At 61.5% G+C, this 20,814-nt stretch carries 21 protein-coding genes and 1 pseudogene; 12 read left to right on the forward strand and 10 right to left on the reverse strand.

Going from position 1 to position 20,814, the window contains the following annotated elements:
• The 3 genes from EOS_RS00275 to EOS_RS00285 all read left to right on the forward strand — a co-directional run.
• A partial coding sequence (locus EOS_RS00275) for a DUF3619 family protein (protein WP_047844605.1) occupies window positions 1-246 on the forward strand: 246 nt, incomplete at its 5' end.
• Window positions 247-265: 19 nt separating this feature from the next.
• Window positions 266-1,003, forward strand: coding sequence for a DUF3106 domain-containing protein (locus EOS_RS00280; RefSeq protein WP_047844606.1), 738 nt, complete (start codon window positions 266-268; stop codon window positions 1,001-1,003).
• Window positions 1,004-1,046: 43 nt separating this feature from the next.
• Window positions 1,047-1,529 carry an RDD family protein gene (locus tag EOS_RS00285; RefSeq protein ID WP_268760281.1) on the forward strand — a complete coding sequence of 161 codons (483 nt, stop codon included), beginning with the start codon at window positions 1,047-1,049 and terminating at the stop codon, window positions 1,527-1,529.
• Window positions 1,530-1,676: 147 nt separating this feature from the next.
• On the opposite strand, the gene EOS_RS00290 is transcribed toward EOS_RS00285, so the two are convergent.
• Window positions 1,677-2,387, reverse strand: a complete 711-nt coding sequence (locus EOS_RS00290; protein ID WP_053063712.1) for a class I SAM-dependent methyltransferase — start codon at window positions 2,385-2,387, stop codon at window positions 1,677-1,679.
• Window positions 2,388-2,977: 590 nt separating this feature from the next.
• Between EOS_RS00290 and EOS_RS00295 the strand changes: the two are divergent.
• From EOS_RS00295 to EOS_RS00320, 6 genes and pseudogenes are all read left to right on the forward strand, one after another.
• Window positions 2,978-3,811, forward strand: a pseudogene (locus tag EOS_RS00295) (UDP-2,3-diacylglucosamine diphosphatase); the annotation flags it as partial.
• Between the two features lie 38 nt (window positions 3,812-3,849).
• Complete coding sequence (locus EOS_RS00300; RefSeq protein ID WP_047844609.1) at window positions 3,850-4,881, forward strand: glycosyltransferase family 4 protein; 1,032 nt, start codon at window positions 3,850-3,852, stop codon at window positions 4,879-4,881.
• A gap of 259 nt (window positions 4,882-5,140) precedes the next feature.
• On the forward strand, window positions 5,141-5,683 hold the full coding sequence (locus tag EOS_RS00305; RefSeq protein ID WP_047844610.1) for a diacylglycerol kinase: 543 nt from the start codon (window positions 5,141-5,143) through the stop codon (window positions 5,681-5,683).
• 156 nt (window positions 5,684-5,839) lie between these two features.
• Window positions 5,840-6,556 carry a TetR/AcrR family transcriptional regulator gene (locus EOS_RS00310; RefSeq protein WP_047844611.1) on the forward strand — a complete coding sequence of 239 codons (717 nt, stop codon included), beginning with the start codon at window positions 5,840-5,842 and terminating at the stop codon, window positions 6,554-6,556.
• Window positions 6,556-7,140, forward strand: coding sequence for an LOG family protein (locus EOS_RS00315; RefSeq protein WP_047844612.1), 585 nt, complete (start codon window positions 6,556-6,558; stop codon window positions 7,138-7,140). The genes EOS_RS00310 and EOS_RS00315 overlap by 1 nt, the downstream gene beginning before the upstream one ends.
• A 14-nt stretch (window positions 7,141-7,154) precedes the next feature.
• On the forward strand, window positions 7,155-7,901 hold the full coding sequence (locus tag EOS_RS00320; RefSeq protein ID WP_047844613.1) for an SDR family oxidoreductase: 747 nt from the start codon (window positions 7,155-7,157) through the stop codon (window positions 7,899-7,901).
• Window positions 7,902-7,919: 18 nt separating this feature from the next.
• On the opposite strand, the gene EOS_RS00325 is transcribed toward EOS_RS00320, so the two are convergent.
• From EOS_RS00325 to sugE, 6 genes are all read right to left on the reverse strand, one after another.
• On the reverse strand, window positions 7,920-8,510 hold the full coding sequence (locus EOS_RS00325) for a DUF924 family protein (protein WP_082163163.1): 591 nt from the start codon (window positions 8,508-8,510) through the stop codon (window positions 7,920-7,922).
• Complete coding sequence (locus EOS_RS00330) at window positions 8,510-9,241, reverse strand: alanyl-tRNA editing protein (RefSeq protein ID WP_047844615.1); 732 nt, start codon at window positions 9,239-9,241, stop codon at window positions 8,510-8,512. The genes EOS_RS00325 and EOS_RS00330 overlap by 1 nt, the downstream gene beginning before the upstream one ends.
• A 69-nt stretch (window positions 9,242-9,310) precedes the next feature.
• Entirely contained in the window at window positions 9,311-9,721 is a 411-nt protein-coding gene (locus EOS_RS00335) for a group II truncated hemoglobin (protein WP_047844616.1), read from the reverse strand.
• An 84-nt stretch (window positions 9,722-9,805) separates the two neighbouring features.
• Window positions 9,806-12,310 carry an ABC transporter permease gene (locus EOS_RS00340; protein ID WP_087881856.1) on the reverse strand — a complete coding sequence of 835 codons (2,505 nt, stop codon included), beginning with the start codon at window positions 12,308-12,310 and terminating at the stop codon, window positions 9,806-9,808.
• Window positions 12,311-12,432: 122 nt separating this feature from the next.
• Window positions 12,433-13,074, reverse strand: coding sequence for a DUF4126 domain-containing protein (locus tag EOS_RS00345; RefSeq protein WP_047844618.1), 642 nt, complete (start codon window positions 13,072-13,074; stop codon window positions 12,433-12,435).
• 436 nt (window positions 13,075-13,510) lie between these two features.
• Window positions 13,511-13,831, reverse strand: coding sequence for a quaternary ammonium compound efflux SMR transporter SugE (sugE, locus tag EOS_RS00350; RefSeq protein WP_047844619.1), 321 nt, complete (start codon window positions 13,829-13,831; stop codon window positions 13,511-13,513).
• 420 nt (window positions 13,832-14,251) lie between these two features.
• On the opposite strand from sugE, the gene EOS_RS00355 reads away from it, so the two are divergent.
• Window positions 14,252-15,715 carry a cytochrome ubiquinol oxidase subunit I gene (locus EOS_RS00355; protein WP_047844620.1) on the forward strand — a complete coding sequence of 488 codons (1,464 nt, stop codon included), beginning with the start codon at window positions 14,252-14,254 and terminating at the stop codon, window positions 15,713-15,715.
• Window positions 15,712-16,719: a cytochrome d ubiquinol oxidase subunit II gene (cydB, locus tag EOS_RS00360; RefSeq protein ID WP_200908593.1), complete on the forward strand. Its 1,008-nt coding sequence runs from the start codon at window positions 15,712-15,714 to the stop codon at window positions 16,717-16,719. The genes EOS_RS00355 and cydB overlap by 4 nt, the downstream gene beginning before the upstream one ends.
• 90 nt (window positions 16,720-16,809) lie before the next feature.
• On the opposite strand, the gene EOS_RS00365 is transcribed toward cydB, so the two are convergent.
• From EOS_RS00365 to EOS_RS00375, 3 genes are all read right to left on the reverse strand, one after another.
• Window positions 16,810-17,286, reverse strand: a complete 477-nt coding sequence (locus EOS_RS00365) for a hypothetical protein (RefSeq protein ID WP_047844622.1) — start codon at window positions 17,284-17,286, stop codon at window positions 16,810-16,812.
• A 30-nt stretch (window positions 17,287-17,316) separates the two neighbouring features.
• Complete coding sequence (locus tag EOS_RS00370; protein ID WP_047844623.1) at window positions 17,317-17,880, reverse strand: peroxiredoxin; 564 nt, start codon at window positions 17,878-17,880, stop codon at window positions 17,317-17,319.
• A gap of 73 nt (window positions 17,881-17,953) precedes the next feature.
• The gene (locus EOS_RS00375) at window positions 17,954-19,324 is read right to left on the reverse strand and encodes an EAL and HDOD domain-containing protein (protein ID WP_235442656.1); all 1,371 of its coding nucleotides are present in this window, start codon (window positions 19,322-19,324) and stop codon (window positions 17,954-17,956) included.
• A 581-nt stretch (window positions 19,325-19,905) separates the two neighbouring features.
• On the opposite strand from EOS_RS00375, the gene EOS_RS00385 reads away from it, so the two are divergent.
• Window positions 19,906-20,814, forward strand: a 909-nt coding sequence (locus EOS_RS00385; RefSeq protein WP_235442657.1) for a sensor domain-containing diguanylate cyclase, incomplete at its 3' end; no start/stop codon positions are given.

The raw sequence follows: 20,814 nt of genomic DNA on the forward strand, positions 1-20,814 counted from the left end.
ATGGCGCCGGGCGCTTTCGGCTCCGCTGCGTCTGGCCATACGGGTAAACGTGGCCGCTTCTCGCGCCTCGCGCTGGCGTGGCCGCTGCTCGCGCTCGTCATCGGGCTGGCTGGCATCGCTTACTGGGAGGACCAGCAGCGCACCGCGGAACTCGCCGATATCGACGCCGCCATGCTCAGCGACAATCTCCCGCTCGACGCCTATCTCGACCACGGTTTCAACGCGTACCTGACGCGCAATCATTAAAGAACGCAGGAGTCATCGGGTGAGTTACAAGCGCGGCCTCGCGATTGTCTTTGGATGCGCAATTGCGGGACTTGTCGCGTTTGCCGCCACCTATCCGCGTTTCTACTCGTCCGCTTCGGCGGTTCCCGTTGCTGCCGCCCCTGCCGGGGCGAGCGCGGGAGAAGTCCTGTCGCCGCTTTCTTCGCTCTCGTCCCCCGAAAGTCCCATGGCTTGGGCACGGCTTACTGAGGCTCAACGGGTCGCGCTCGCGCCGTTCGCCTCCCAATGGGACCAATTCAGCGAAGAGCGCAAGCGCAATTGGATGAAGATCGCGTCACGTTATAAGAAGATGACGCCTGATCAGCAAAAACGCCTGCATGAGCGGATGACCGAATGGGTCCGCATGACGCCGGATCAGCGCAAGGTCGCGCGCGAAAATTATCAGGTGTCGAAGTCCGTTCCCGTCGAAAAGCGGGAACGCGCCTGGGATGCTTACCAAAAGCTTCCAGAAGACCAGAAGAAAAAGCTCGCCGCGACCGAAAGGCCTCGCCGGCCGACCGTTGTCAGCGCGCCACCTACCGGTAAAACCGAAGTCAAGGATATCGACCGGCTGATGACCGCGCGGGAACACGCGCGCGCTTCCGAGGCTATTGCTGAAATGGGCGCTTCCGGGTCTGCGGCCGCCGCACCCGCTATTCCCAGCTCGGCCAGTTTTGTGCCGGCAACGCCGATTCCCGTTTCGCCGCAGCAAGCGCCCTCAGTGTTCAACGGCTCGTAGGCGAACAGTGAGCGCGTCTTTTGAATCTATCGAGTCTCCCGGATTGATCGCGCCCCGACTGCGTCGCCGGCTTGCCACGATGCTCTATGAAGGCGTGATCCTCTTCGGGATTGTTTTTATCGCCGGATATCTGTTCAGTACGCTTACGCAGCAACGCAACGGGCTTACCCACCACAATCTTCTGATGACGTGGATCGGGTTCGTGCTCGCGGTTTATTTCGTCTATTTCTGGACACATGGCGGGCAGACTCTGCCCATGAAAACCTGGCGGTTGAAAGTAGTCGATGCGCGGGGAGCACCGGTTTCAACCGTGCGCGCCGTTCTGCGGTTTGTTTTTGCGTGGCTATGGTTCTTGCCGCCGCTCGCGTTGCATCCGCTACTCAAGCTTTCCGTGCCGTCTACGCTCGTTCTGACCGCCGTGTGGATCGTGCTCTGGGCCGCAACGGTCTGGCTCGATCCGTCGCGGCAGTTCTTGCATGACCGGCTGGCCGGAACGCGGATCGTAGGTGTGGTGCCGGCGGCTTAGGCTGGGGCTGGCATTCCTCTCGCGTCCGCGACGGTTGATGGACGGTTCATGGACCGTTGATGCCGCCTCGCGAGGCGACAGAGCAGCAAATCCTCAGGCATACGAATCGTCACGCCTCCTCGCGTTTGCCGGTCTTGTTTGCCGCTCTTAACTCAGCCAGCTCGGATCATCTTTCAACGCCATATGAAGGTTGTCGTTGAAGTGATGCACCCGATATCCAAATCCCGCAAACATGGTCTGCAATGAGCGCCTCGTGTAAAGCGTGATATGTCCGTTGCGCGGCGCGATATACCAGTTGTCCATTCCCCGTGGCGACACGTGATCGATCGTCAACGTCGAAAGCAACAATACGCCACGCCCGTTCAGCAGCCCTAGCGCTCGCTGAATCGTCGCGAGCGGTTCAGGCGTGTGCTCCAGAACCTCGAATGCGCTGATGAAATCGAAGGAGCCAGACGGTGACGCACCGCCCTCGTCCATCGGGTCCCAACTGTGGCCGTCAACCCCGCCCTCGCGCAACAACGACGTCAGCTTGCCGTTGCCGCCGCCATAGTCGAGGCACCTCAATGCGTGACCCTTCTTGATGAAATCGAGGATCAAAACGGCATTGCCCGCAGGTCGCGTATCGATATAGTCGGGGTCGACCAGCACGTAATCATCGTTGTAAATGTGCTGCAGATAGTCGCCTTTGCTCCAGTGATCGAATGCACTCGTGAAGATAAGACCGCAACTATCGCATCGGTGGTAATAGACCGGAACGCCGGTAAGCGGCAGATATCGTCCACGCCGCTCTTCGCAACTTTTGTTGAAATCGGTAACGCCATAGAGAGGCGCCGGCTCGTTACATACTTTGCACGTCAAGATTCGCACGACCGGAGCCCTACTGTTCCACTTTCCGTTTGCATAGGATTCCATCGGAAATCGGAAAGTATAGGCGATACCAACACGATGAAGGCTCGCGGCTCATCGCGTACCTGCGGTCATGGATTGCTTCGGATTTCACGTCAGTTTTCGCGCGATCGTGGCTTCGCTGCAACGATCGCCTGCTGGGTTGAGCTCCCGCTCGACGACTCCGATTGAGAAACGAAAGCGCCTATAAACGTCACGTAACGTCACGTGACGTAATGGGCTGCGAGCGCCCGCCAAGCCAACTGCATCGGTTCGACATGCGTTTTGCAAAACTCATCGAAGAGCAGTAATTCGCGGTGTTTTTCCTCGCTCACCACACGCGATCCCCTCCCATCGCAACCCTTAGCAATAAGAAGTTTTTGTGACTGTCATGGCTCCGTCATGTGAGCATGGCGCAATGGCCCCACTGCAACCCGTTGCGCGTGCCCATGGCCACTAAATCGTCTGCGAGTCAACTCCTAGGCATCACCCTCCGCGATGCCAAAGCCATCGCGTTCCGCACCGACGTTGCGCCACCTCCGCCCCCTGAAACCACCGGCGCCAGCCTCGCTCCCCCGACCGCTTCCGGAACCACCTCCCGCCCCGACGATGGCCCGGCCGACCATCGCTACCGGACCATCTGGCTGTCCGATATCCATCTCGGCTCCGGCGGCTGCCAGGCACACTATCTCCTCGACTTCCTGCGCCATAACGATTCGGAGTACCTCTATCTGGTCGGTGACATCATTGATGGATGGCAACTCCGCAAAGGCTGGTTCTGGCCGCAAGCGCACAACGACGTGATCCAGAAAGTGCTGCGCAAAGCCCGCAAAGGCACGCAGGTGGTCTACATTCCCGGCAATCATGACGAAGCCGCGCGACAGTTCTGCGACCTCGCTTTCGGCGACATCCACGTGCGCAGCGAAGCCTTCCACACCACGCTCGGGGGCAAGCGTCTCTGGATCGTCCACGGCGATCTCTTCGATGGCGTCATCCAGCACGCGAAATGGCTCGCCTATCTCGGCGACACGCTCTACACGCTCATCTTGTTGCTCAACCGCTGGTTCAACCGGGCACGCAGCCGCTTCGGTCTCAACTACTGGTCGCTCTCGCAATACCTCAAGCATCAGGTCAAGAATGCGGTCAACTTCATCTCGAAGTTCGAGCACGTGATGACCGACGAAGCGCGCCGCCGTGGCTGCGATGGGGTCGTCTGCGGCCACATTCACAAGGCTGAGATTCGCGATATCGACGGCGTCCTGTACTGCAACGACGGCGATTGGGTGGAAAGCCTATCGGCGCTTGTCGAGACCTTCGAAGGCGAGCTGAAGATCATTTACTGGACCGTGCTGCGCTCACCTGAACACCATTCGCAAAAGGCCGGGGCAACTGCCTGATCAACTGCCTGAGCGCTTTCACTTATCGAGGCCATCGAATGAAAATCATGATCGTCACCGACGCATGGGAACCGCAAGTCAACGGCGTCGTGCGCACATTGAAAAGCACCACCCGCGAACTCACTGCGCTCGGACATCGCGTGGAATTGCTGAGCCCGCTCGAGTTCAAGACCATCCCGTGCCCGACTTATCCCGAGATCCGGCTGTCGCTGCTGCCGCGTCGCCGGGTGGCGCAGCGTATCGAGGAATTTGCGCCGGATGCGTTGCATATCGCAACGGAAGGCCCGCTCGGAATGGCCGCGCGCTCGTTCGCGCTGCGCAACAAATTGCCGTTCACCACCGCTTATCACACGCGCTTTCCCGAGTACGTGCAGGCGCGTTTTCATATTCCGCTCGCCGCGACGTATAAGTTCCTGCACTGGTTCCACAAGCCCTCGCAAGCCGTGATGGCACCGACGCCCGTTGTAAAAACCGACCTCGAAAAGTTCGGTTTTACGAACGTGGTGTTGTGGACACGCGGCGTTGATCTGGATATCTTTCAACCGATGGATTCGAAGGTTCTCAACACCACGCGGCCGATTTTTTTGTATGTAGGACGCGTGGCGGTCGAGAAAAATGTCGAGGCCTTCTTGAAGCTCGATCTGCCGGGATCGAAGTGGGTAGCAGGCGAAGGTCCGGCGCTTGCCGAACTGAAATCGCGCTACACGAACGTGAATTATCTCGGCGTGCTGTCGCAGGCTGAGCTGGCGAAGGTCTACGCGGCTGCTGACGTATTCGTGTTCCCGAGCCGCACCGATACCTTCGGCCTCGTGCTCCTCGAAGCAATGGCATGCGGCACGCCGGTCGCGGCATACCCGGTGACCGGTCCGATCGACGTTCTCGGCGCCGACGGCCCCGGCGCGCTCGACGAAGACCTGCGCGAAGCGTGTTTGCGGGCGCTGAAGATTCAACGTGCCGATGCCCGTGCGTGGGCAGAAAAGTTTTCGTGGCGGGCGGCATCGGAGCAATTTGCGTCGAATCTGAAACCGCTCGCGGCGCGCGGTGCGACGCAAAAGCAGGCGACGGCGTAGTCCAGCTTTTGCTGCACCGTCGTCATCGATTGAATGCTGTTGCTTTAGCGCAATATGGCGGGTGCTCAAACGCGTGGTGCCGTTCGAGACCCGCCGGCCAAAGAGGGCGACAATGCTGCAATAGGCCGCCGCCGAACTCGCCTTTGGTGACTTCTGTACAGCGTTTCGCCAGGAAGTCATCGCCGCCCCGCAGAGTGGCTTTGAAAGTGACTCGGACCGTGCGTCAGCACAACCACAGCAAGTTTCAAAGAAGCGCAATGTGAAAGCCAAACCTTCAGTGCAAGCGAAATCCCTGCTTTATGTCCATCGGGAACCCTTCGATCACGAAGAGGATGACGTGGGCATCGAGGTCTCGCAACACGCAAGCGAACCGCTGAGCCCCGACGACCCGCTCGCCCCGCTGCCCTTCAACCCCTACAAGGGCAACCGCGGCCTGACTCGCGCCTGGCACGCGATGAAAAACTCGTTGAACGGCTTTCGCGTGGCGATTCGCGAGGAAAGCGCGTTCCGCCAGGAGTTGACGCTCGCCGCGATCCTGGTGCCGTGCGGCATCGTCGTGCCGGTCACGCCCGTGGAGCGCGCCGCGCTGCTGGCGTCCGTGCTGCTGGTGCTGATGGTGGAATTGCTGAACTCGAGCGTGGAAGCAGCGATTGACCGGATTTCGCTCGAGCGCCACGAACTGTCCAAACGTGCAAAGGATTTCGGCAGCGCAGCGGTCATGGTGGCACTACTGGTGTGTGTGCTCACATGGGGCCTGATAGTCGGCCCTCTCCTCTGGCGTTGGGCCCTGATGCTGTTTTAAACGCCCCGCTGCGCGAAACTCGCCACCGCATACAAACCCGCCCTCTATTGAGCCGTTTATAATCGTCCGTATTCAAGATACCCACCGATTCCGGGTTCGCGACGCTGTCATGCAGGCCGCCCTCGCCCGGAGCCGGTTTAACCAGGTCCGGACGACATGGAAGCCAAACCTCCCCGCCGCACCCGTGAACGGATTCTCGAACTATCGCTGAAGCTGTTCAACGATATCGGGGAACCGAACGTCACGACGACCACCATCGCGGAAGAAATGGAGATCAGTCCAGGTAATCTGTACTACCATTTCCGCAACAAAGACGACATCATCAACAGCATCTTCGCGCAGTTCGAGCAGCAGATCGAAAAGCGGCTGCGTTTTCCGGAAGACCATCGTCCGACGATTGACGAGATGTGGTCCTACCTGCAGTACATGGCGGATTTCCTGTGGCAGTACCGCTTTTTGTATCGTGACCTGAACGATCTGCTCGCCCGCAACCGCACGCTGGAAACGCATTTCAAACAGATCATCACCCACAAGGTCAACTTCGCGCAGCAACTGTGCGAGGCGCTCGTGACCGATCACGAGATGGTCGCAACGCCGGCCGAAATCAAGGTGATCGCGACCAACATGGGGATCATCGCGACGTACTGGCTCTCGTACCAGTTCGTCATGAACCCGCGCAAATACAACGAGCAGGACACGATCCGCGCGGAATTGCATCAGGCAAGCCTGCATATTATCTCGATGATGGCGCCGTATCTCCGCGGGCGATCACGGCAGATTTTCGACGACCTCGTGTCGGGGAAAATGCCGGAACGCGTCTTTGCCGATTACCGCGCGCCGAAGGAAGACGGCGCACCTAAGGAACCTATTTGATGAAAGCAGTCTGCGTATATTGCGGCTCCGCCAATGGAGCCAGACCGGTCTATGCCGAAGCGGCAAAAGCGTTCGGCCGCGCGTTGGTCGAAGCGGATCTCGCGCTGGTCTACGGCGGCGGGAGCGTGGGGTTGATGGGCACCATCGCCGACGAAGTCCTCGCGCTTGGTGGCCGTGCTATCGGCGTGATTCCCGAATTGCTGATGAACAAGGAAGTCGGCCACAACGGCCTGACCGAGTTGCACGTCGTGCCCGACATGCATCAGCGCAAGAAGAAAATGGCCGATCTGGCCGATGCGTTTGTATCGATGCCCGGCGGTGTCGGCACGTTCGAAGAGCTGTTCGAGGCCTACACGTGGGCGCAGCTTCGCTATCACGAGAAGCCGGTCGCGTTGCTGAACGTAGACGGTTATTACGATCCGCTGCTCGCCATGCTGCGCCACACGGTGGAAGAAGGCTTCATGCGCGCGCCGTTCCTCGACATGCTGCAAGTCGCCGCCGACCCGGTGAAGTTGATCGAGGCGCTCAAGGCCTATCAGCCGCCGGTTGTCGATCGCTGGCCCGAGAAACGCGACGCTATTTGAGCGGAGAGTTGGCGATGTCGAAGGTAGTGTTGATTACGGGCGGCAGCCGCGGCATCGGCCGCGCCGCCGCTTTGCTGTGCGCGGCGCGTGGCTGGTCGGTCGGCGTGAACTACGCGACCAATCGCAACGCCGCCGATGAAACCGTCGCGCGCGTAGAAGCCGCCGGTGGCCGCGCGATCGCGATCCAGGGCGATGTCTGCGAAGAAGCCGATGTGATTGCCCTTTTCGATGCGACCACACGTGCGTTCGGCCAGATCGATGGTTTCGTGAACAACGCGGGCATCGTCGCGCCGGGTTCGGCGCTGGCGGATATGGACGTGGCCCGTATGAAACGCGTGTTCGACACCAACGTGCTCGGCGCCTATCTCGGCGCGCGCGAAGCGGCGCGGCGCATGTCGACGAAACGCGGTGGGCGCGGCGGCTCGATCGTCAATGTGTCGTCAGCGGCAGCGCGGCTCGGGTCGCCGAACGAGTACGTGGATTACGCGGGCTCGAAAGGCGCCGTCGATACCTTGACGATCGGTCTTGCCAAAGAACTCGGCCCGGAAGGCGTGCGCGTGAACGCCGTTCGGCCCGGGCTGATCGATACGGAGATTCACGCGAGCGGCGGCAAGCCGGATCGCGCGGCGCAGTTGGGCGCGTTGGCGCCGCTGGGGCGCCCGGGTACTGCGGATGAAGTGGCGCAATCGATTGTGTGGCTGTTATCGGATGCGTCGGCGTATGTGAGCGGCGCGTTGCTCGACGTCGCGGGCGGGCGTTAAAACGTTAACCGCCGGAAGTTAGAAGCCACCCCTCTTCTTGAGCCACGCGTGTTCTTCGGCCGTCGTTTCGCGGCCGAGAATTGCATTGCGATGCGGAAAGCGGCCAAACCGCTCGATGACTTCAGCATGCTTGCGTGCGTATTTCAGCCCTCCTTCGATGTCCTTGTCGCCGCTTTCATCAAAGAGCGCCGTGTGTAAGCGCACCGCTTCACGCTGGCTTTCCAGCGTCTCGTCATGCTCGAACGGCATGTACACGAACGCGCGATGATGGATCGTCGGCAAGCTCAGTTCGTCGTGGGTAGCGACTAGCGTGCGTGCGAGCTTTAACGCCTGCCTGTCCCCGGCGAACGCACGCGGCGTGTTGCGAAAACAATTGCGCGTGAACTGGTCGAGCAACACGATCAAAGCCAGCGCGCCGAGCGGCGCTGCGGACCACTTCACCAAATCGCCGGCTAACGCTTCTTCCAGCAGAGCGCCGAAACGCTCGTCAAGCATGGCATCAAAGGCCGCGTTCTTCTTGAACCAAAGCTTGCGCGCATGGCCGAACTCCGCTGAATCCGGAGCACCGAACCATGCGTCGAGCACCGCTTGAGCGCGTGCATCCACCATCACGCAAACTCGATCACGAGACGCCGCGTGCGTGCGCTTTTCTTCTCCACCTTCGCAATCCTCAGCTCACCGATTTCACTCGTGTTGCGTACATGCGTGCCGCCGCACGGCTGCAAATCGATCCCCTCGATACGCAGCAAACGCACACGCCCCATGCCCACAGGCGGCTTCACGCTCATCGTGCGGACGAGCTCGGGGCGCTCTTCCATTTCCTGATCGGTGATCCACTCGGTCGCCACCGGATGCGCGCCGCCGATCAACTCACGCAAGCGCGTTTCCAGTTCCTCGCGTTCGATCGGCTCCACGGTCGCGAAGTCCATGCGGGCGTAGCCGCTGGTGATGCTGCAGCCATCGACGGGATACGGCAGCGCCGCACACAGCAAATGCGTCGCCGTGTGCAGGCGCATGTGCCGGTAACGCCGCTCCCAATCGATCTCAGCCGTCACCCGGTCGCCCACCGCGAGCTTCGCAAGCAGCGCTTCCTGGCCCGGCGCGAGCACGTGGACGGCGTCATCGGGCGTCGCGCCCTCGAACTTGGCCTTGCGGGTATCGGCTATTTCGATGCGCGTGCCGTCGGCCAGCGTCAGCGTTCCGGCGTCGCCCGCCTGACCGCCGCCAAGCGGATAGAACACGGTTTGATCGAGATGAATGCCTAGCTCATCGATGGCCACAACCGAGCCCTCGCAACGGGTCAGATAGGCGTCTTCGCGAAACAGCGCGCGTGTGCTCATGGGGTGTCTCCTGATCTATCGCCGGCTAAAAACGAACCGGTATTATGCCGGGGCGTCTGTGCTTCGCGCTCAACCCGGGCGATTGCGCATCCAGTCGGCGGTATCGAAGAAGGACGTGAGCAGGCGCTCGCGCAAGGGCGCATCCAGGCCGATGTCTTCCATCGCCCATGCCATGCAACGCAACCATTGATCCCGTTGCGGCGATGCAATCGCGAAATTCATATGCCGCGCCCGCAAACGCGGATGACCGAAGCGGCTGATGTAATGGTCCGGGCCGCCCATCCAGCCGCACAGGAACCAGAAGAATTTATCGCGGGAATTCTCGAGCGTGGGGGGATGCAACGCGCGTAAAGCCGCGAATTCCGGCTCGAGATCCATCAGGTCGTAGAAGCGGTCGACGAGTGCGCGCACGCGTTCTTCGCCGCCAACGAGTTCAAATGCCGTGGGTTGCGGCGCTTGTTCAATATTTGCTTCGGTCATGCGTTTTCTTCAGGTTATTCGGACGTGGCGCAATGAGCGCTGCGAGCTTGTCTTTCTGTACCGGCCATGCGTTATCCGGGTCGATCAGGCATCTCTCAACGATTGCAGCGCGGGCCGCGACAGCACGCGGCGCAGGCTCATCCAGCCGCCCACGCCTGAACACACGACACCCGCCGCGATGCCCGCCGGCACGAGCCACGGGTTGAAATCGATGTGAAATTCAAACACGCGCGACGCCAGCACCCAGCCGATTCCCTGCGCCCCGAGTGCTGCCATCAACCCGCTCAACGCGCCGACCGCTACGAACTCCGCGGTCTGCACCGAACGCACCTGTTTATGCGACGCGCCAAGCGCACGCAGCAACGCGGACTCGTGCACACGCTCGTCGCGGGTTCCGGCAAGCGCGGCGTACAACACAAGCACGCCCGCCGCCAGCGTGAAGATAAACAGGAATTGCACGGCGCCGATCACCTGTTCCAGCACGCGCTGGATCTGCGCGAGGATCGGCGCGATATCGATGGCAGTCACGCTCGGATACTTGTTGATCAACCCGTCGATCAAACCCTGCTGTCCCGGCGGCAAATGGAAACTCGTGATGAACGTAGCGGGCAGATCGCTGATGGAAGGCGGCGGCATCAGCACGAAGAAGTTCACCTTGAACGAATTCCAGTCGACCTTGCGCAGGCTCGTGACCGGCCCTTCGACCTGCATGCCGGCGACATCGAAACGCAACGTATCGCCGAGTTTCACGTTGATGGTCTTCGCGAGCCCTTCTTCTATCGATACCTGCGCGCGCCCGTTCGTGCCGTACCAGTCGCCGCCAACCACGCGGTTGTCGCTCGGCAATTGCGTCGTGTACGAGAGGTTGAACTCGCGATCGACGAGGCGTTTCGCATCGGCTTTCTCGTAGTTATCGGGACTCACCGGCTTGCCGTTCACCGCGATCAGACGGCCGCGCACCATCGGCGACAACGTCGCGTCTGCTTGGCCGTGCTGCTTGAGGTAATCGGTGACGCTTGCACGCTGGTCTGGCTGGATATCGATGAGAAACTGGTTCGGTGCATCCGGCGGCGTCGATTGCCGCCAGCCCGCGATCAGGTCGCTGCGCGTCATCGCGATGAGCAGCAGACACATCAGGCCGATCCCGAGCGCCGTGATCTGCAGCGCGCTCGCGCCGCTGCGCCGCTCCAGCGATGCAAGCGCATATCGCCAGCCCACGCCCGCGCCCACGCGTTCGCTGCGCACAAAACGCGCGGCGGCCCAGAGCGCGATGCGCGCAATGCCGCCGAACACGATGAGACCGCCCGCGAATCCTCCCGCCACGATCCCACCCAGCTTCCATTCACCCGCCGCGAGCACGAGCAGGCCGGCGAACAGCAACACACCCACGCCGTACGCGATCCACGCTACCCGGCCAGCGTCGCCAAGTTCACGGCGGATCACGTGGACCGGCGGCACGCGCGTGAGCGGCAGCAACGGCGGCACCGCGAAACCAAGCAGCAGGACCAGTCCGGTCGCAATGCCCTGCAACGCGGGCCAGACGCTCGGCGGCGGCAATTCGACATCGACGAGCGTTCCAAGCCAGTCCAGCAGCACCAGATGCCCGCCGAAGCCGAGCACGACGCCGGCCACACTGCCAAGCAGACCAACAGCCAAAAATTCGCCGATAAACAACGAGCGCAGCGTCGCCTGACTCACACCGAGACAGCGCATCGCGGCGCAGCCGTCCAGATGCCGGCGCGCGAACCGATGCGAGGCCATCGCGATCGCGACTGCCGCGAGCAACGCGGTAAGCAGCGAAACGAGCGTGAGGAAATGACTGGCTCGGTCGATCGTCTGACGCACTTGCGGCTGGCCATCCTGCAATGATTCGAGCGCGACGCCGCGCAACTTGCCGTCGTCGACCTTTGCGCGGGCAAACGTGGCGAACTGCTTGACCTGCGGATCCGGCCCCGCCACCAGCAGCCGATAGGTCACGCGGCTGCCGAACGTGACGAGACCGGTGGACGCGAGTTCATCGGCGCGCATCATCAGGCGCGGCGAAAAGCTCACGAATGAGAAACCGCGATCGAGTTCGCGCGTAATGACCGCCGCCACTTTGAACGCGCGCGTGCCGACCCGGACCGTGCCGCCGACGGGCACTTTCAGCGCATCGAGTAAAGCGGGGTCGGCCCAGACGGTGCCGGGAGCGGGAATGGAGGTGGCGGGCGTGCCGGGTTGATTGGCGGCAGGCGCGATGCGCACCGCGCCGCGCAGGGGATATCCGGGAGAAACGGCCTTTAACGCCGCAAGGCGAGCGACGGGCGCAGAAGACGAATCACCCGACGCACCCGCGCTGATCATGCTCGGGAAGATAGCGGTGGTCGCGGTCTCGAGCTTGAGTTGCACCGCTTCTGCCGCGAACGCGGGATCGACCGGATGATCGGCACGCACCACAAAATCCGCGGCGATCATCTGGCGTGCGTCGCGCTCCAGCCCCTGACGCATCCGGTCACCGAGAAAACCAACACTCGCGAGCGCCGCAACTGCCAGCACGAGCGCGAGGATGAGCATGGTCAGCTCACCCGCGCGCCAGTCGCGCGCGGTCATTCGCAGCGACTGGCGCGCGATCTGCCTGAAGCTCAGTCCTTGCTGCTTCGAATCCTGCTTCGAATCCTGCTTGGAATCGCGCTTCGAATCCTGCTCCAACTCGCCGCCCAAACCGCTAGTGCTCAATCGTGCTTGCTCCCAAACCTGCCGACACCCGGATTCACGCGCGCGCTCACGCTGGGCACCATGTGCTTGGCCATCCGGTCAAATCCGCCGCGCACGCCTCTCACGAGCCGCGGCAATGCCCATCCGGCGCACAGCAAGAACGCGATGATCAGCACCAGGCACAGCAGCGGCACGAACAACGCGAGCGTGATGCCGAGCAACGCGCCGAAATCCTCAGTTGCCGATGCCACCCAGTTCGACACCGGTTCCGGCGATAAATTGATGAGTGCACGCGTGCCGGCCTTCGCCAGATGCGCGGCCCCCGCGAGCGTTCCGCCAGCGAGCGCGGCGACGGTCAGCAGCGCCGGATCGGCGTGACCAAACGCGCCGACGGCCAGCACCGCGCCTGCCGGAATGCGAATGAAGGTGTGAATGGCGTCCCAGAGGGAATCGAAGGCGGGGATTTTATCGGCGAAAAACTCGACGACGGCGAGCGCTGCCGCCGCGCCAATTACCCAAGGAGAGCCTAGTACGGCGAGCGTGTCGGGCAGGTGGACCAGGCCCAGACGCTCGAACAGCCCCGCGACGAACACCGTCAGGTACAGTCGTAGCCCGCTGGCCCACGAAAGACCCGCCGCCAGCGAAAGTGCTTCAAGCATGACTGTCTCCTTGCGCGCTGCTCGCCCCGCGCCCGAACACCGGATAGATGCCGATGCAACTGGCTGCGAATGCCCGACCAGTCGCTCAAACCACCCGGCGACGGGCTGGGGATAAATGGATGCGGCCCGGTATTGACCCGGCCCACCTTATTCTGGCGCTGTTCCGGGTCCATTCTGTCGAGCCCGGTGAATTTTCAAGACAACTGAAAGTCATTATAGCCACGCGCTGCCGGTTGATGCATCGCGCCATATATCGGCGTGTTCTGCATCCAACGCTTCTGATTCAGCCCTTAATCCGGCCAACCCGCCGAGCACCTTGCGCAGCACCACAGCACGCGGTGCTCAGAACAGCTTAACGGCCACTTTTGGCGATCCCTTTAACATCTCCTAGCGGCCGCGGCAAAAGGCCGCTGCCCAGGGCGCAAAAGCGCCAGCTTCAATGCCCCGACGACAATTTCAATCCGATCAGCCCGACCACGATCAGCGCGGCACTCGCGACGCGTGCAACCGTGACGGCCTCTCCCAGCATGACGATCCCGAATACGAACGCCCCGACTGCGCCGATGCCCGTCCATACGGCGTAAGCGGTACCGAGCGGCAACTGGCGCATCGCCAGCGCCAGCAGCACGAAGCTGCCCACAGCCGTTACCAGCGTGAACACCGACGGCCAGAGGCGCGTGAAACCTTCGGAGGTTTTGAGGCCGGCGGCCCATGCCACTTCAAGCAGACCGGCGATGAACAATAGAAACCACGACATGGAAGCTCCCGTCGAAAAACGGGGCCGTCCCCGATATGGCCAGAGGCGCGCAAGGTCGTCCATGCGGCAAGTAATAAGACTGTAATTATAACGACGATGCGCATGGGCCGCTTGAGGCCGCCATGCCGATTTCAGCACCGTTTGCCCCGTGTTTTCGCGTCAGGACATAAGAAATACGAAAAGCTGAAATAACCCGCAGCGGCCTTGCTGTCATCGGCTTCATGCGCGGTTTTAATCGGTTGGAGCACTCAAGGCATCGTTGAACCACAACGGCAACCTGGTTTAATCTAAACCGGTACGCAGCGGTCGATGCGTGAAACACCGTCGCAACGGGCACAGCACGACGCTGGATCGGCGTCTGAACGTGGCCTGACGCGTCGTTGAATTCAGCCCATTTGAAACTTCTCTCACGGAGTATTCATGGAGTTCGATGCCGTTTTGCTATCCCGCTTCCAGTTCGCTTGGGTGATTGCGTTTCACATCCTGTTGCCGGCCTTCACGGTCGGTTTATCGTGTTTTATCGCGACGCTTGAGTTGCTCTGGTGGATTACCGCGCGGGATGTGTACAGGCGGCTTTCTGCGTTCTGGCTGAAGATATTCGCGGTTTCATTCGGCATGGGCGTGGTATCGGGAATTGTGATGCCGTTCCAGTTCGGCACCAACTGGAGCCGTTTCACCGATGCCACCGCCAGCGTGATCGGCCCACTGATGGGTTACGAGGTCCTGACCGCATTCTTTCTCGAAGCCGCGTTTCTCGGCGTCTTGCTGTTCGGCCGCAAGCTCGTGCCGCAATGGGCTCACGTGCTGGCGGCCGTTTTTGTCGCCTCGGGAACCGTGATTTCGTCGTTCTGGATTCTGGCGGTAAATAGCTGGATGCAGACGCCGGCCGGTTACCGGATTCTCCCGGACGGCCGCTTCGAAGTGACGAGTTTCTTCGACGCCATCTTCACCCCCTCCTTCCCCTATCGTCTCGGTCACACGGTCAGCGCCTTTCTTGTCACAGCCGCGTTCGTGATTCTCGGCGTGGGGGCGCTCTATTTGCAGCAGCGGCGCGCGCTGGAGGAAAGCCGGGTGATGACCAAGATGGCACTGATCTTTCTCGTGATCATGGTGCCGGTGCAGATGGTTATCGGCGATATGCACGGTCTCAACACGCGCGAACATCAGCCGGCCAAGCTCGCCGCGATGGAAGGTTTGTGGGACACCGGTTCGCGCGTGCCCGCCAATATCTTCGCAATCCCCGACCAGGCCAACGAACGCAACAATTTCGAAATTTCGATTCCGGTACTCGGCAGCATCTATCTCACGCACGATCCGAACGGCACCGTACAGGGCCTGAAAGACTTTCCGCGTGAGGACCGGCCGAACGTCGCGGTCGTGTTCTTCGCGTTCCGGATCATGGTCGGCATCGCGTTGCTGATGTTTGCGCTGGTGCTCTCCGGCATCGTGCTGTTCGCGCGCGGCAAGCTTGAAACCAGTCCGCGCTGGCTGCGTTGCGCCACGTTCGGCATGCCGCTGGGTTTCGTCGCCGTGCTGGCGGGATGGACGACCACCGAAAGCGGCCGCCAGCCCTGGACCGTGTATGGACTGATGCGCACCAGCGATTCGGTCACGCCGTCGTTGACTGCCGGCGATGTCGGGCTCTCGTGGCTGCTCTACGTGCTGGCGTACATCGTCATCTTCGGTGCGGGATTTATCTTGCTGCGGCGGCTCGTGCGCATCGGCCCCGCGGATGAACACGCAGATACCGACAGCGACCTGCTGCAGCCGGAAACACGTGCGGCGAGGCCGTTGTCGGCGGCATCGGCTAATGCATCGGGCAGTACCGGCGCCGCCAAGGCGGCCAGCCCGGACGATGTCGCGCCCCCTTCCAGGAGATCATGATGCTCGACCTCGTGCCGATGTGGGCCGCTATCCTGGCGCTCGCGGTATTCATGTACGTGCTGCTTGATGGCTTCGATCTCGGTGTCGGCATGGTGTTCTTGCTGCGCCGCGACCCCGTCGAACGCCAGTTGATGATCAACTCGGTCGCACCCGTCTGGGACTTCAACGAAACCTGGCTGATCCTTGGCGGCGGCGGTTTGCTCGCGGCCTTTCCGCTTGCGTTCGCGATCATCGTGCCGGCTGTTTATTTTCCGATCCTGCTGATGCTGCTGGGTTTGATCTTCCGTGGCGTGGCGTTTGAATTCCGCGAGGTCGTTGGTGCACGCAAGTGGATATGGGACGGCGCGTTCGGTTATGGATCGCTGATCGCCACGTTCTCTCAAGGCGTTGTGCTCGGCATGTTCATGCAGGGCTTTCCAATTCACGGACGTGTATTTGCCGGCACGAGTTGGGACTGGTTTGCGCCGTTTCCGCTGCTAACGGGTGTCGGGCTGATCTTTGGCTACGCACTGCAGGGCACGACGTGGCTCGTGCTGAAAACGGAAGGCGAGTTGCAGGAATGGGCTCGCGGCATGGCGAAGAGAGTGCTGTTCGGCGTGGTCGCGTTTATTTTGCTGATCAGTGTCTGGACGCCGCTTAAGGACGCGCGTATCTCGGCGCGCTGGTTCAGCTTTCCCAATAGCTTCGTGTTCGCGCCAGTGCCGGTGCTGACTGTGCTGCTGGTCTGGACGTTGTGGTCCGCGCTCGAGAAACGCAAGGAAGTCGTCCCGTTCATGTGCTCGATCGGGTTGTTCTTTCTGGCTTTCACGGGGCTTGTGATCAGCCTGTGGCCTTTTATCGCGCCGCCGTCGGTGACGTTGTGGGATGCGTCCACCACGCCGCTTTCGCAGCAGTTCCTGCTGATCGGGACGATGTTCCTGTTGCCCGTGATCGTGCTTTATGTGGTGTGGTCGTACTGGGTGTTTCGCGGCAAAGTACGCGGCGATATGGGATATCACGCGTAAGGCCGCTCGCGCTTGTGGACGGGTTGGGGTTTTGCCAGCGGCTATTGGCAGAACCCCGCCTGCAAATCCGCATGGCGAACGAAGCGCCCGTCACAAAGTCTGCGCTGCGGCCTTCTCCAAAATCCTGCCCCACTTGTGCGCCTCGCGCCGGTCCTGCATCGGCAGGTTCCAGCGCGACTGCGTCGTGTCCTTCACGTCAAGCGCCACTTGCCACGACCCCGCCGCGCCCGACCCGACTGGCTCAACCCGTGCGCCGCGCAGGTCTGCGAAGATAAACATGCCGACCTGCCCTCCTACGCGCACTTCACACAAACGCTTGGCTGCCGCCAGCCGCACGCCGCCCCAGTCGCGCTTGAGTTCGTGAGTCCAGTCGCCATCGTGAACGTTCGGCGCAACTTCCTTCCAGCGCCACCAGAAATACACCGCAATGCTCACCACCGCCAGCCCCGCAATCACCGCGGCACCAATCGCCACCCCTAAACCGAACGCCGCCGATATCGCGTGAAACGACCAGAACGCGCCGTAGATCACGGCCACCAGAACAACGAGCGCAACGATAATCGGCATCGATCGAAAACCTTACAGGACTGGGCTACGTTATTGGGTCTTATGCTTCGCGTTCCAGTCTTTCAACGCCTGCAGCGTGTTCGCCACATGCTTGTCCGGCGACAAGCTCGTGTATTCATAGATCACCGTGCCGTCCGGCGCGATCACGTACGACACGCGATTGGCCATCGAGCTGACAAGCGGCATGGTTGCATCGTATTGCTTGATGATCTTCGCATCACCGTCGGCCGCGACCGGGAATTTGCTGCGGCACTCGCTTACGGAAAATTTCTTTAACGTATCGATGTTGTCGTGCGACACACCAATCACTGTCGCCCCCAGCGCTTTGTATTGATCGACAGCATCAGCAAACTCGTGCGCCTCGATCGTGCAGCCTTTCGTGAATGCGGCCGGATAGAAGTACAGGACCACAGGCCCTTTCTTCAACTCGCTCGCGAGCGAGTACTCGTACACATTCCCGCCCAACGACGCCTGCGCACTGAACACCGGCGCGTGATCGCCGGGCTTCAAGGTCGCGTAAGCCACCAGCGCGTACGCCGCAAGCGCGGCACCCAGCGACACTCCCAGCATTCGCCCCGCAAACTTTCGCTTCATGAGATTCCTCTATTTTCGTGACGCGCGTAAAACCGAACAAACAAACCATCCAGCAAGCGCGATACCGCGATACCTACTCCACCCGATGCGCACCGAACCACGTGGCCGCCTGGAACTGCAGGTCGGCAAGCACGGCCGGCGTCAACACCTTGAGTTCAGCGTTGGCGCCGATGCTCGAATCGAGCTCCGGCGCATCGCCTCGTTCCGCGGCCTGAGAGAGTCGCAAGAGCGCGCCGAGCGAGCCTTGGCCATCTACGATCGCCGCGCAAATTTCTTTCGATAACTTAAGCAAATCCATGATCTCGGCGGGCGGCAAATCCACCACCACATGCACGAGCGAAAAGATGCCGGTCATGAACGCGGCATCGGCGAAATCCTCACTCGATGGACGCATGACCCGCGCCGCGAGTTCCATGAAACGCGCGCGCGTACCGACCAGTTGTACCAGCGGGTCCGAACGCCACGGCAAGTGGCGGCCATCGGCGTAGAGCAGTAACTGGGTCCAGCGCGAAATCTGGCGAGTGCCGGTCGCGGCAATCGCCTCGCGCAACGACGACACCGGCCGGCTCAATTGGAACGCGCTTGAATTGGCAAGTCTCAGCAACTGCACGACCACGTTCGGATTGAGCTTCAGCTCGGCTTCGAGTTCGCCGATATCGGGCTCGCCCGACAACACGCCCAGAAGACGCAGCAACGCAGTGCGCGACGGATTCGAGCGGCGCGTGACAAGCACTTGCGGACGGGCGAAGAAGTAGCCCTGGAACAGGTCGAAGCCAAGCTTGCGGGCTTCGTCGAAGTCCTGATGCGTTTCGATCTTTTCCGCAATCAGCGTCTTGCCATGCTGCTTGAGCGTGGCTGCCAGTTCCGGAAGATGAGCGCGCTCGGTGGCGAGGAAGTCGACCTTCACGTAATCCACGTAGGGCAGCGCTTCATACAGCGGTTCGGTGAGCGACACGACGTCGTCGAGGGCGAACTGGAAGCCCGCGGTGCGCAACTGGCCGCAGCGCTTGAAAAGCCTGGCGTCGAAGGTGACGGTTTCCAGAATCTCAAGCACGAAACGCTCGGGCGGCATGATGTGAACGATGTCATCGAACAGCAGGTCGCGGTTCATGTTCACGTAACCGCGATGATCCCCCAGCACCGCCGACAAACCAATCTCCCCGACCGTTCGCGCCACGACGTGCGCAGTGGCCTGCACGTCGTCGAAAATGCGCGCGCGATTGTCAGGGCTGTCGCGAAACAGCAGTTCGTAGGCATGCAGCGCGCCGTTGCGATCGATGATCGGCTGGCGGCCGAGATAGACGCTCTCCGGCTCGCGAAGCACGGGCGCAGAGTCCTTCGCGGCGCCTTTCGGCGGCTCGGCGGGACTGTCGGCCGTCTTGCGCGCGGCGTGGCGGGTCGGGTTCCGATTAACCGGCGGCATGGACGGACCCGCTGGGTTCATGCGACACCACGCGCTCGCTGCAATGGGCAGCCGTCATCGAGAGCTCGCGCGACACGATGCGTGCGTTCAATACACCTGACTTCAGGGCCGGCTCTGGCAATCGGCTTGGGGACGCGATCATGGCGTGCAGCAATGGAACGGTGTTGGCTGAATGACGACCAAACAGCGGTTAGCTCAAGCGGTTGGCTTGAGGGGTTATAGCTTAAGAAGCTAGCTTACAAACACGAAAGCGCAAAAGTGGCCGGAAGATAGCTCGAAAACACACTCGACGACACACCTGACCAGTTCGGAACTTGCAACTGTCAAGCCGCACTCTACCCCAAATCGAGATGCCGACAAATGGCGTCAAACCCACCGCGGCCGTGGCTCACGGGCGCTCCGCCATTCCTCTAAAGAATTTCGGGGCATAACCGTTAACTTGCAAAGAACACGTCCGACTTGCGGTTACCGAATCTTCTGGCGGGTCGTGCCCGCGTCGCCGGAAAAAATCGTCAACCACTCCCGATGCAGCGCGCTTGCCGGACAGCGTGCGCCGCGCCCTTACCGGCCCGGTGCGCAATCAGACAGGCCATAACTGAAACATGCCAGTAAAACGGATCACCGCCCAGCGCCTGAATACATGGCTCGCTCTAGCCAGCCAAACCGGCGCCGCCGTGCGCGCGACTGCCCGGGCGCTGATCGCAACAACATTGCCAAGCTGTATCGCCAGGTTCGCGACAGCGGACGCTTCAACGGCCGCCATGCCGGCCACCGGCACCCTCGAAGCCCTGCCTCTTGCACTGCAAGTGCCGCTCACCGTGCCCGGGTCGGCGCCGCGCGGCGTGCAGGGTTCAAAAACCGGGCGTCCCGCCCCGGCTTCGCCCGCACCGCTTCATCTGCTGCATCCCGCTGCCGTGAATGAAGCCGAACCGGCCGCAAGCATCGCCATTGAAACCACGCTTGCCGCGGTCGATTTCCTCGCGCAAGTGGATGCGTCGCTGCGGTTTTGCTACGTATCGGCGGGAAGCATCGATTTCCTGGGTTATCACCGCGACTATCTGAGCTCGCTCACGCTGCACGAACTGGTGCCGTCGGATGAAACCGCTGAACTCGATGCGCTCGTCGCCCGCGCGCAACACAGCGGCAAGCTCGAAACGGCGACGCTGCATCTGCTGAAGTCGCTGACCACGCCGATCTGCGTCGAATTGCGAGTTCTCGCGACGCATACGCAAGGCGTGCCCGGCTTCGCGCTCGCCGCGTTCGAAGTTTCGCGCTGGCGCGACCGCGAAGCCGCGCTGCGGCACACGCTGCATCACGATTCGCTGACTGGCCTCGAGAACCTGACGGCACTTAAAAGCGCGCTCGATGCCGCCCAGGCCGAGGCCATTCACACGCACACGCACGCGGCGCTGCTGCTGGTGAATATCGATGGCTTCCAGCGCATCAACCGTGCGCTCGGCTACGACGCCGGCGACGACATGCTGCGCGAGACCGCGCGCCGCATCCAGCAC

Source organism: Caballeronia mineralivorans PML1(12), from assembly GCF_001028175.1.
GTDB classification, from domain to species: Bacteria; Pseudomonadota; Gammaproteobacteria; order Burkholderiales; family Burkholderiaceae; genus Caballeronia; species Caballeronia mineralivorans.

Coding starts and splice junctions, on each gene's coding strand:
- EOS_RS00300 (WP_047844609.1), top strand. CDS start 3,850: ATGAAAATCATGATCGTCACCGACGCATGGGAACCGCAAGTCAACGGC.
- EOS_RS00310 (WP_047844611.1), top strand. CDS start 5,840: ATGGAAGCCAAACCTCCCCGCCGCACCCGTGAACGGATTCTCGAACTA.
- EOS_RS00315 (WP_047844612.1), top strand. CDS start 6,556: ATGAAAGCAGTCTGCGTATATTGCGGCTCCGCCAATGGAGCCAGACCG.
- EOS_RS00320 (WP_047844613.1), top strand. CDS start 7,155: ATGTCGAAGGTAGTGTTGATTACGGGCGGCAGCCGCGGCATCGGCCGC.
- EOS_RS00325 (WP_082163163.1), bottom strand. CDS start 8,510: ATGGTGGATGCACGCGCTCAAGCGGTGCTCGACGCATGGTTCGGTGCT.
- EOS_RS00330 (WP_047844615.1), bottom strand. CDS start 9,241: ATGAGCACACGCGCGCTGTTTCGCGAAGACGCCTATCTGACCCGTTGC.
- EOS_RS00335 (WP_047844616.1), bottom strand. CDS start 9,721: ATGACCGAAGCAAATATTGAACAAGCGCCGCAACCCACGGCATTTGAA.
- EOS_RS00340 (WP_087881856.1), bottom strand. CDS start 12,310: ATGACCGCGCGCGACTGGCGCGCGGGTGAGCTGACCATGCTCATCCTC.
- EOS_RS00345 (WP_047844618.1), bottom strand. CDS start 13,074: ATGCTTGAAGCACTTTCGCTGGCGGCGGGTCTTTCGTGGGCCAGCGGG.
- sugE (WP_047844619.1), bottom strand. CDS start 13,831: ATGTCGTGGTTTCTATTGTTCATCGCCGGTCTGCTTGAAGTGGCATGG.
- EOS_RS00355 (WP_047844620.1), top strand. CDS start 14,252: ATGGAGTTCGATGCCGTTTTGCTATCCCGCTTCCAGTTCGCTTGGGTG.
- cydB (WP_200908593.1), top strand. CDS start 15,712: ATGATGCTCGACCTCGTGCCGATGTGGGCCGCTATCCTGGCGCTCGCG.
- EOS_RS00365 (WP_047844622.1), bottom strand. CDS start 17,286: ATGCCGATTATCGTTGCGCTCGTTGTTCTGGTGGCCGTGATCTACGGC.
- EOS_RS00370 (WP_047844623.1), bottom strand. CDS start 17,880: ATGAAGCGAAAGTTTGCGGGGCGAATGCTGGGAGTGTCGCTGGGTGCC.
- EOS_RS00375 (WP_235442656.1), bottom strand. CDS start 19,324: ATGAACCCAGCGGGTCCGTCCATGCCGCCGGTTAATCGGAACCCGACC.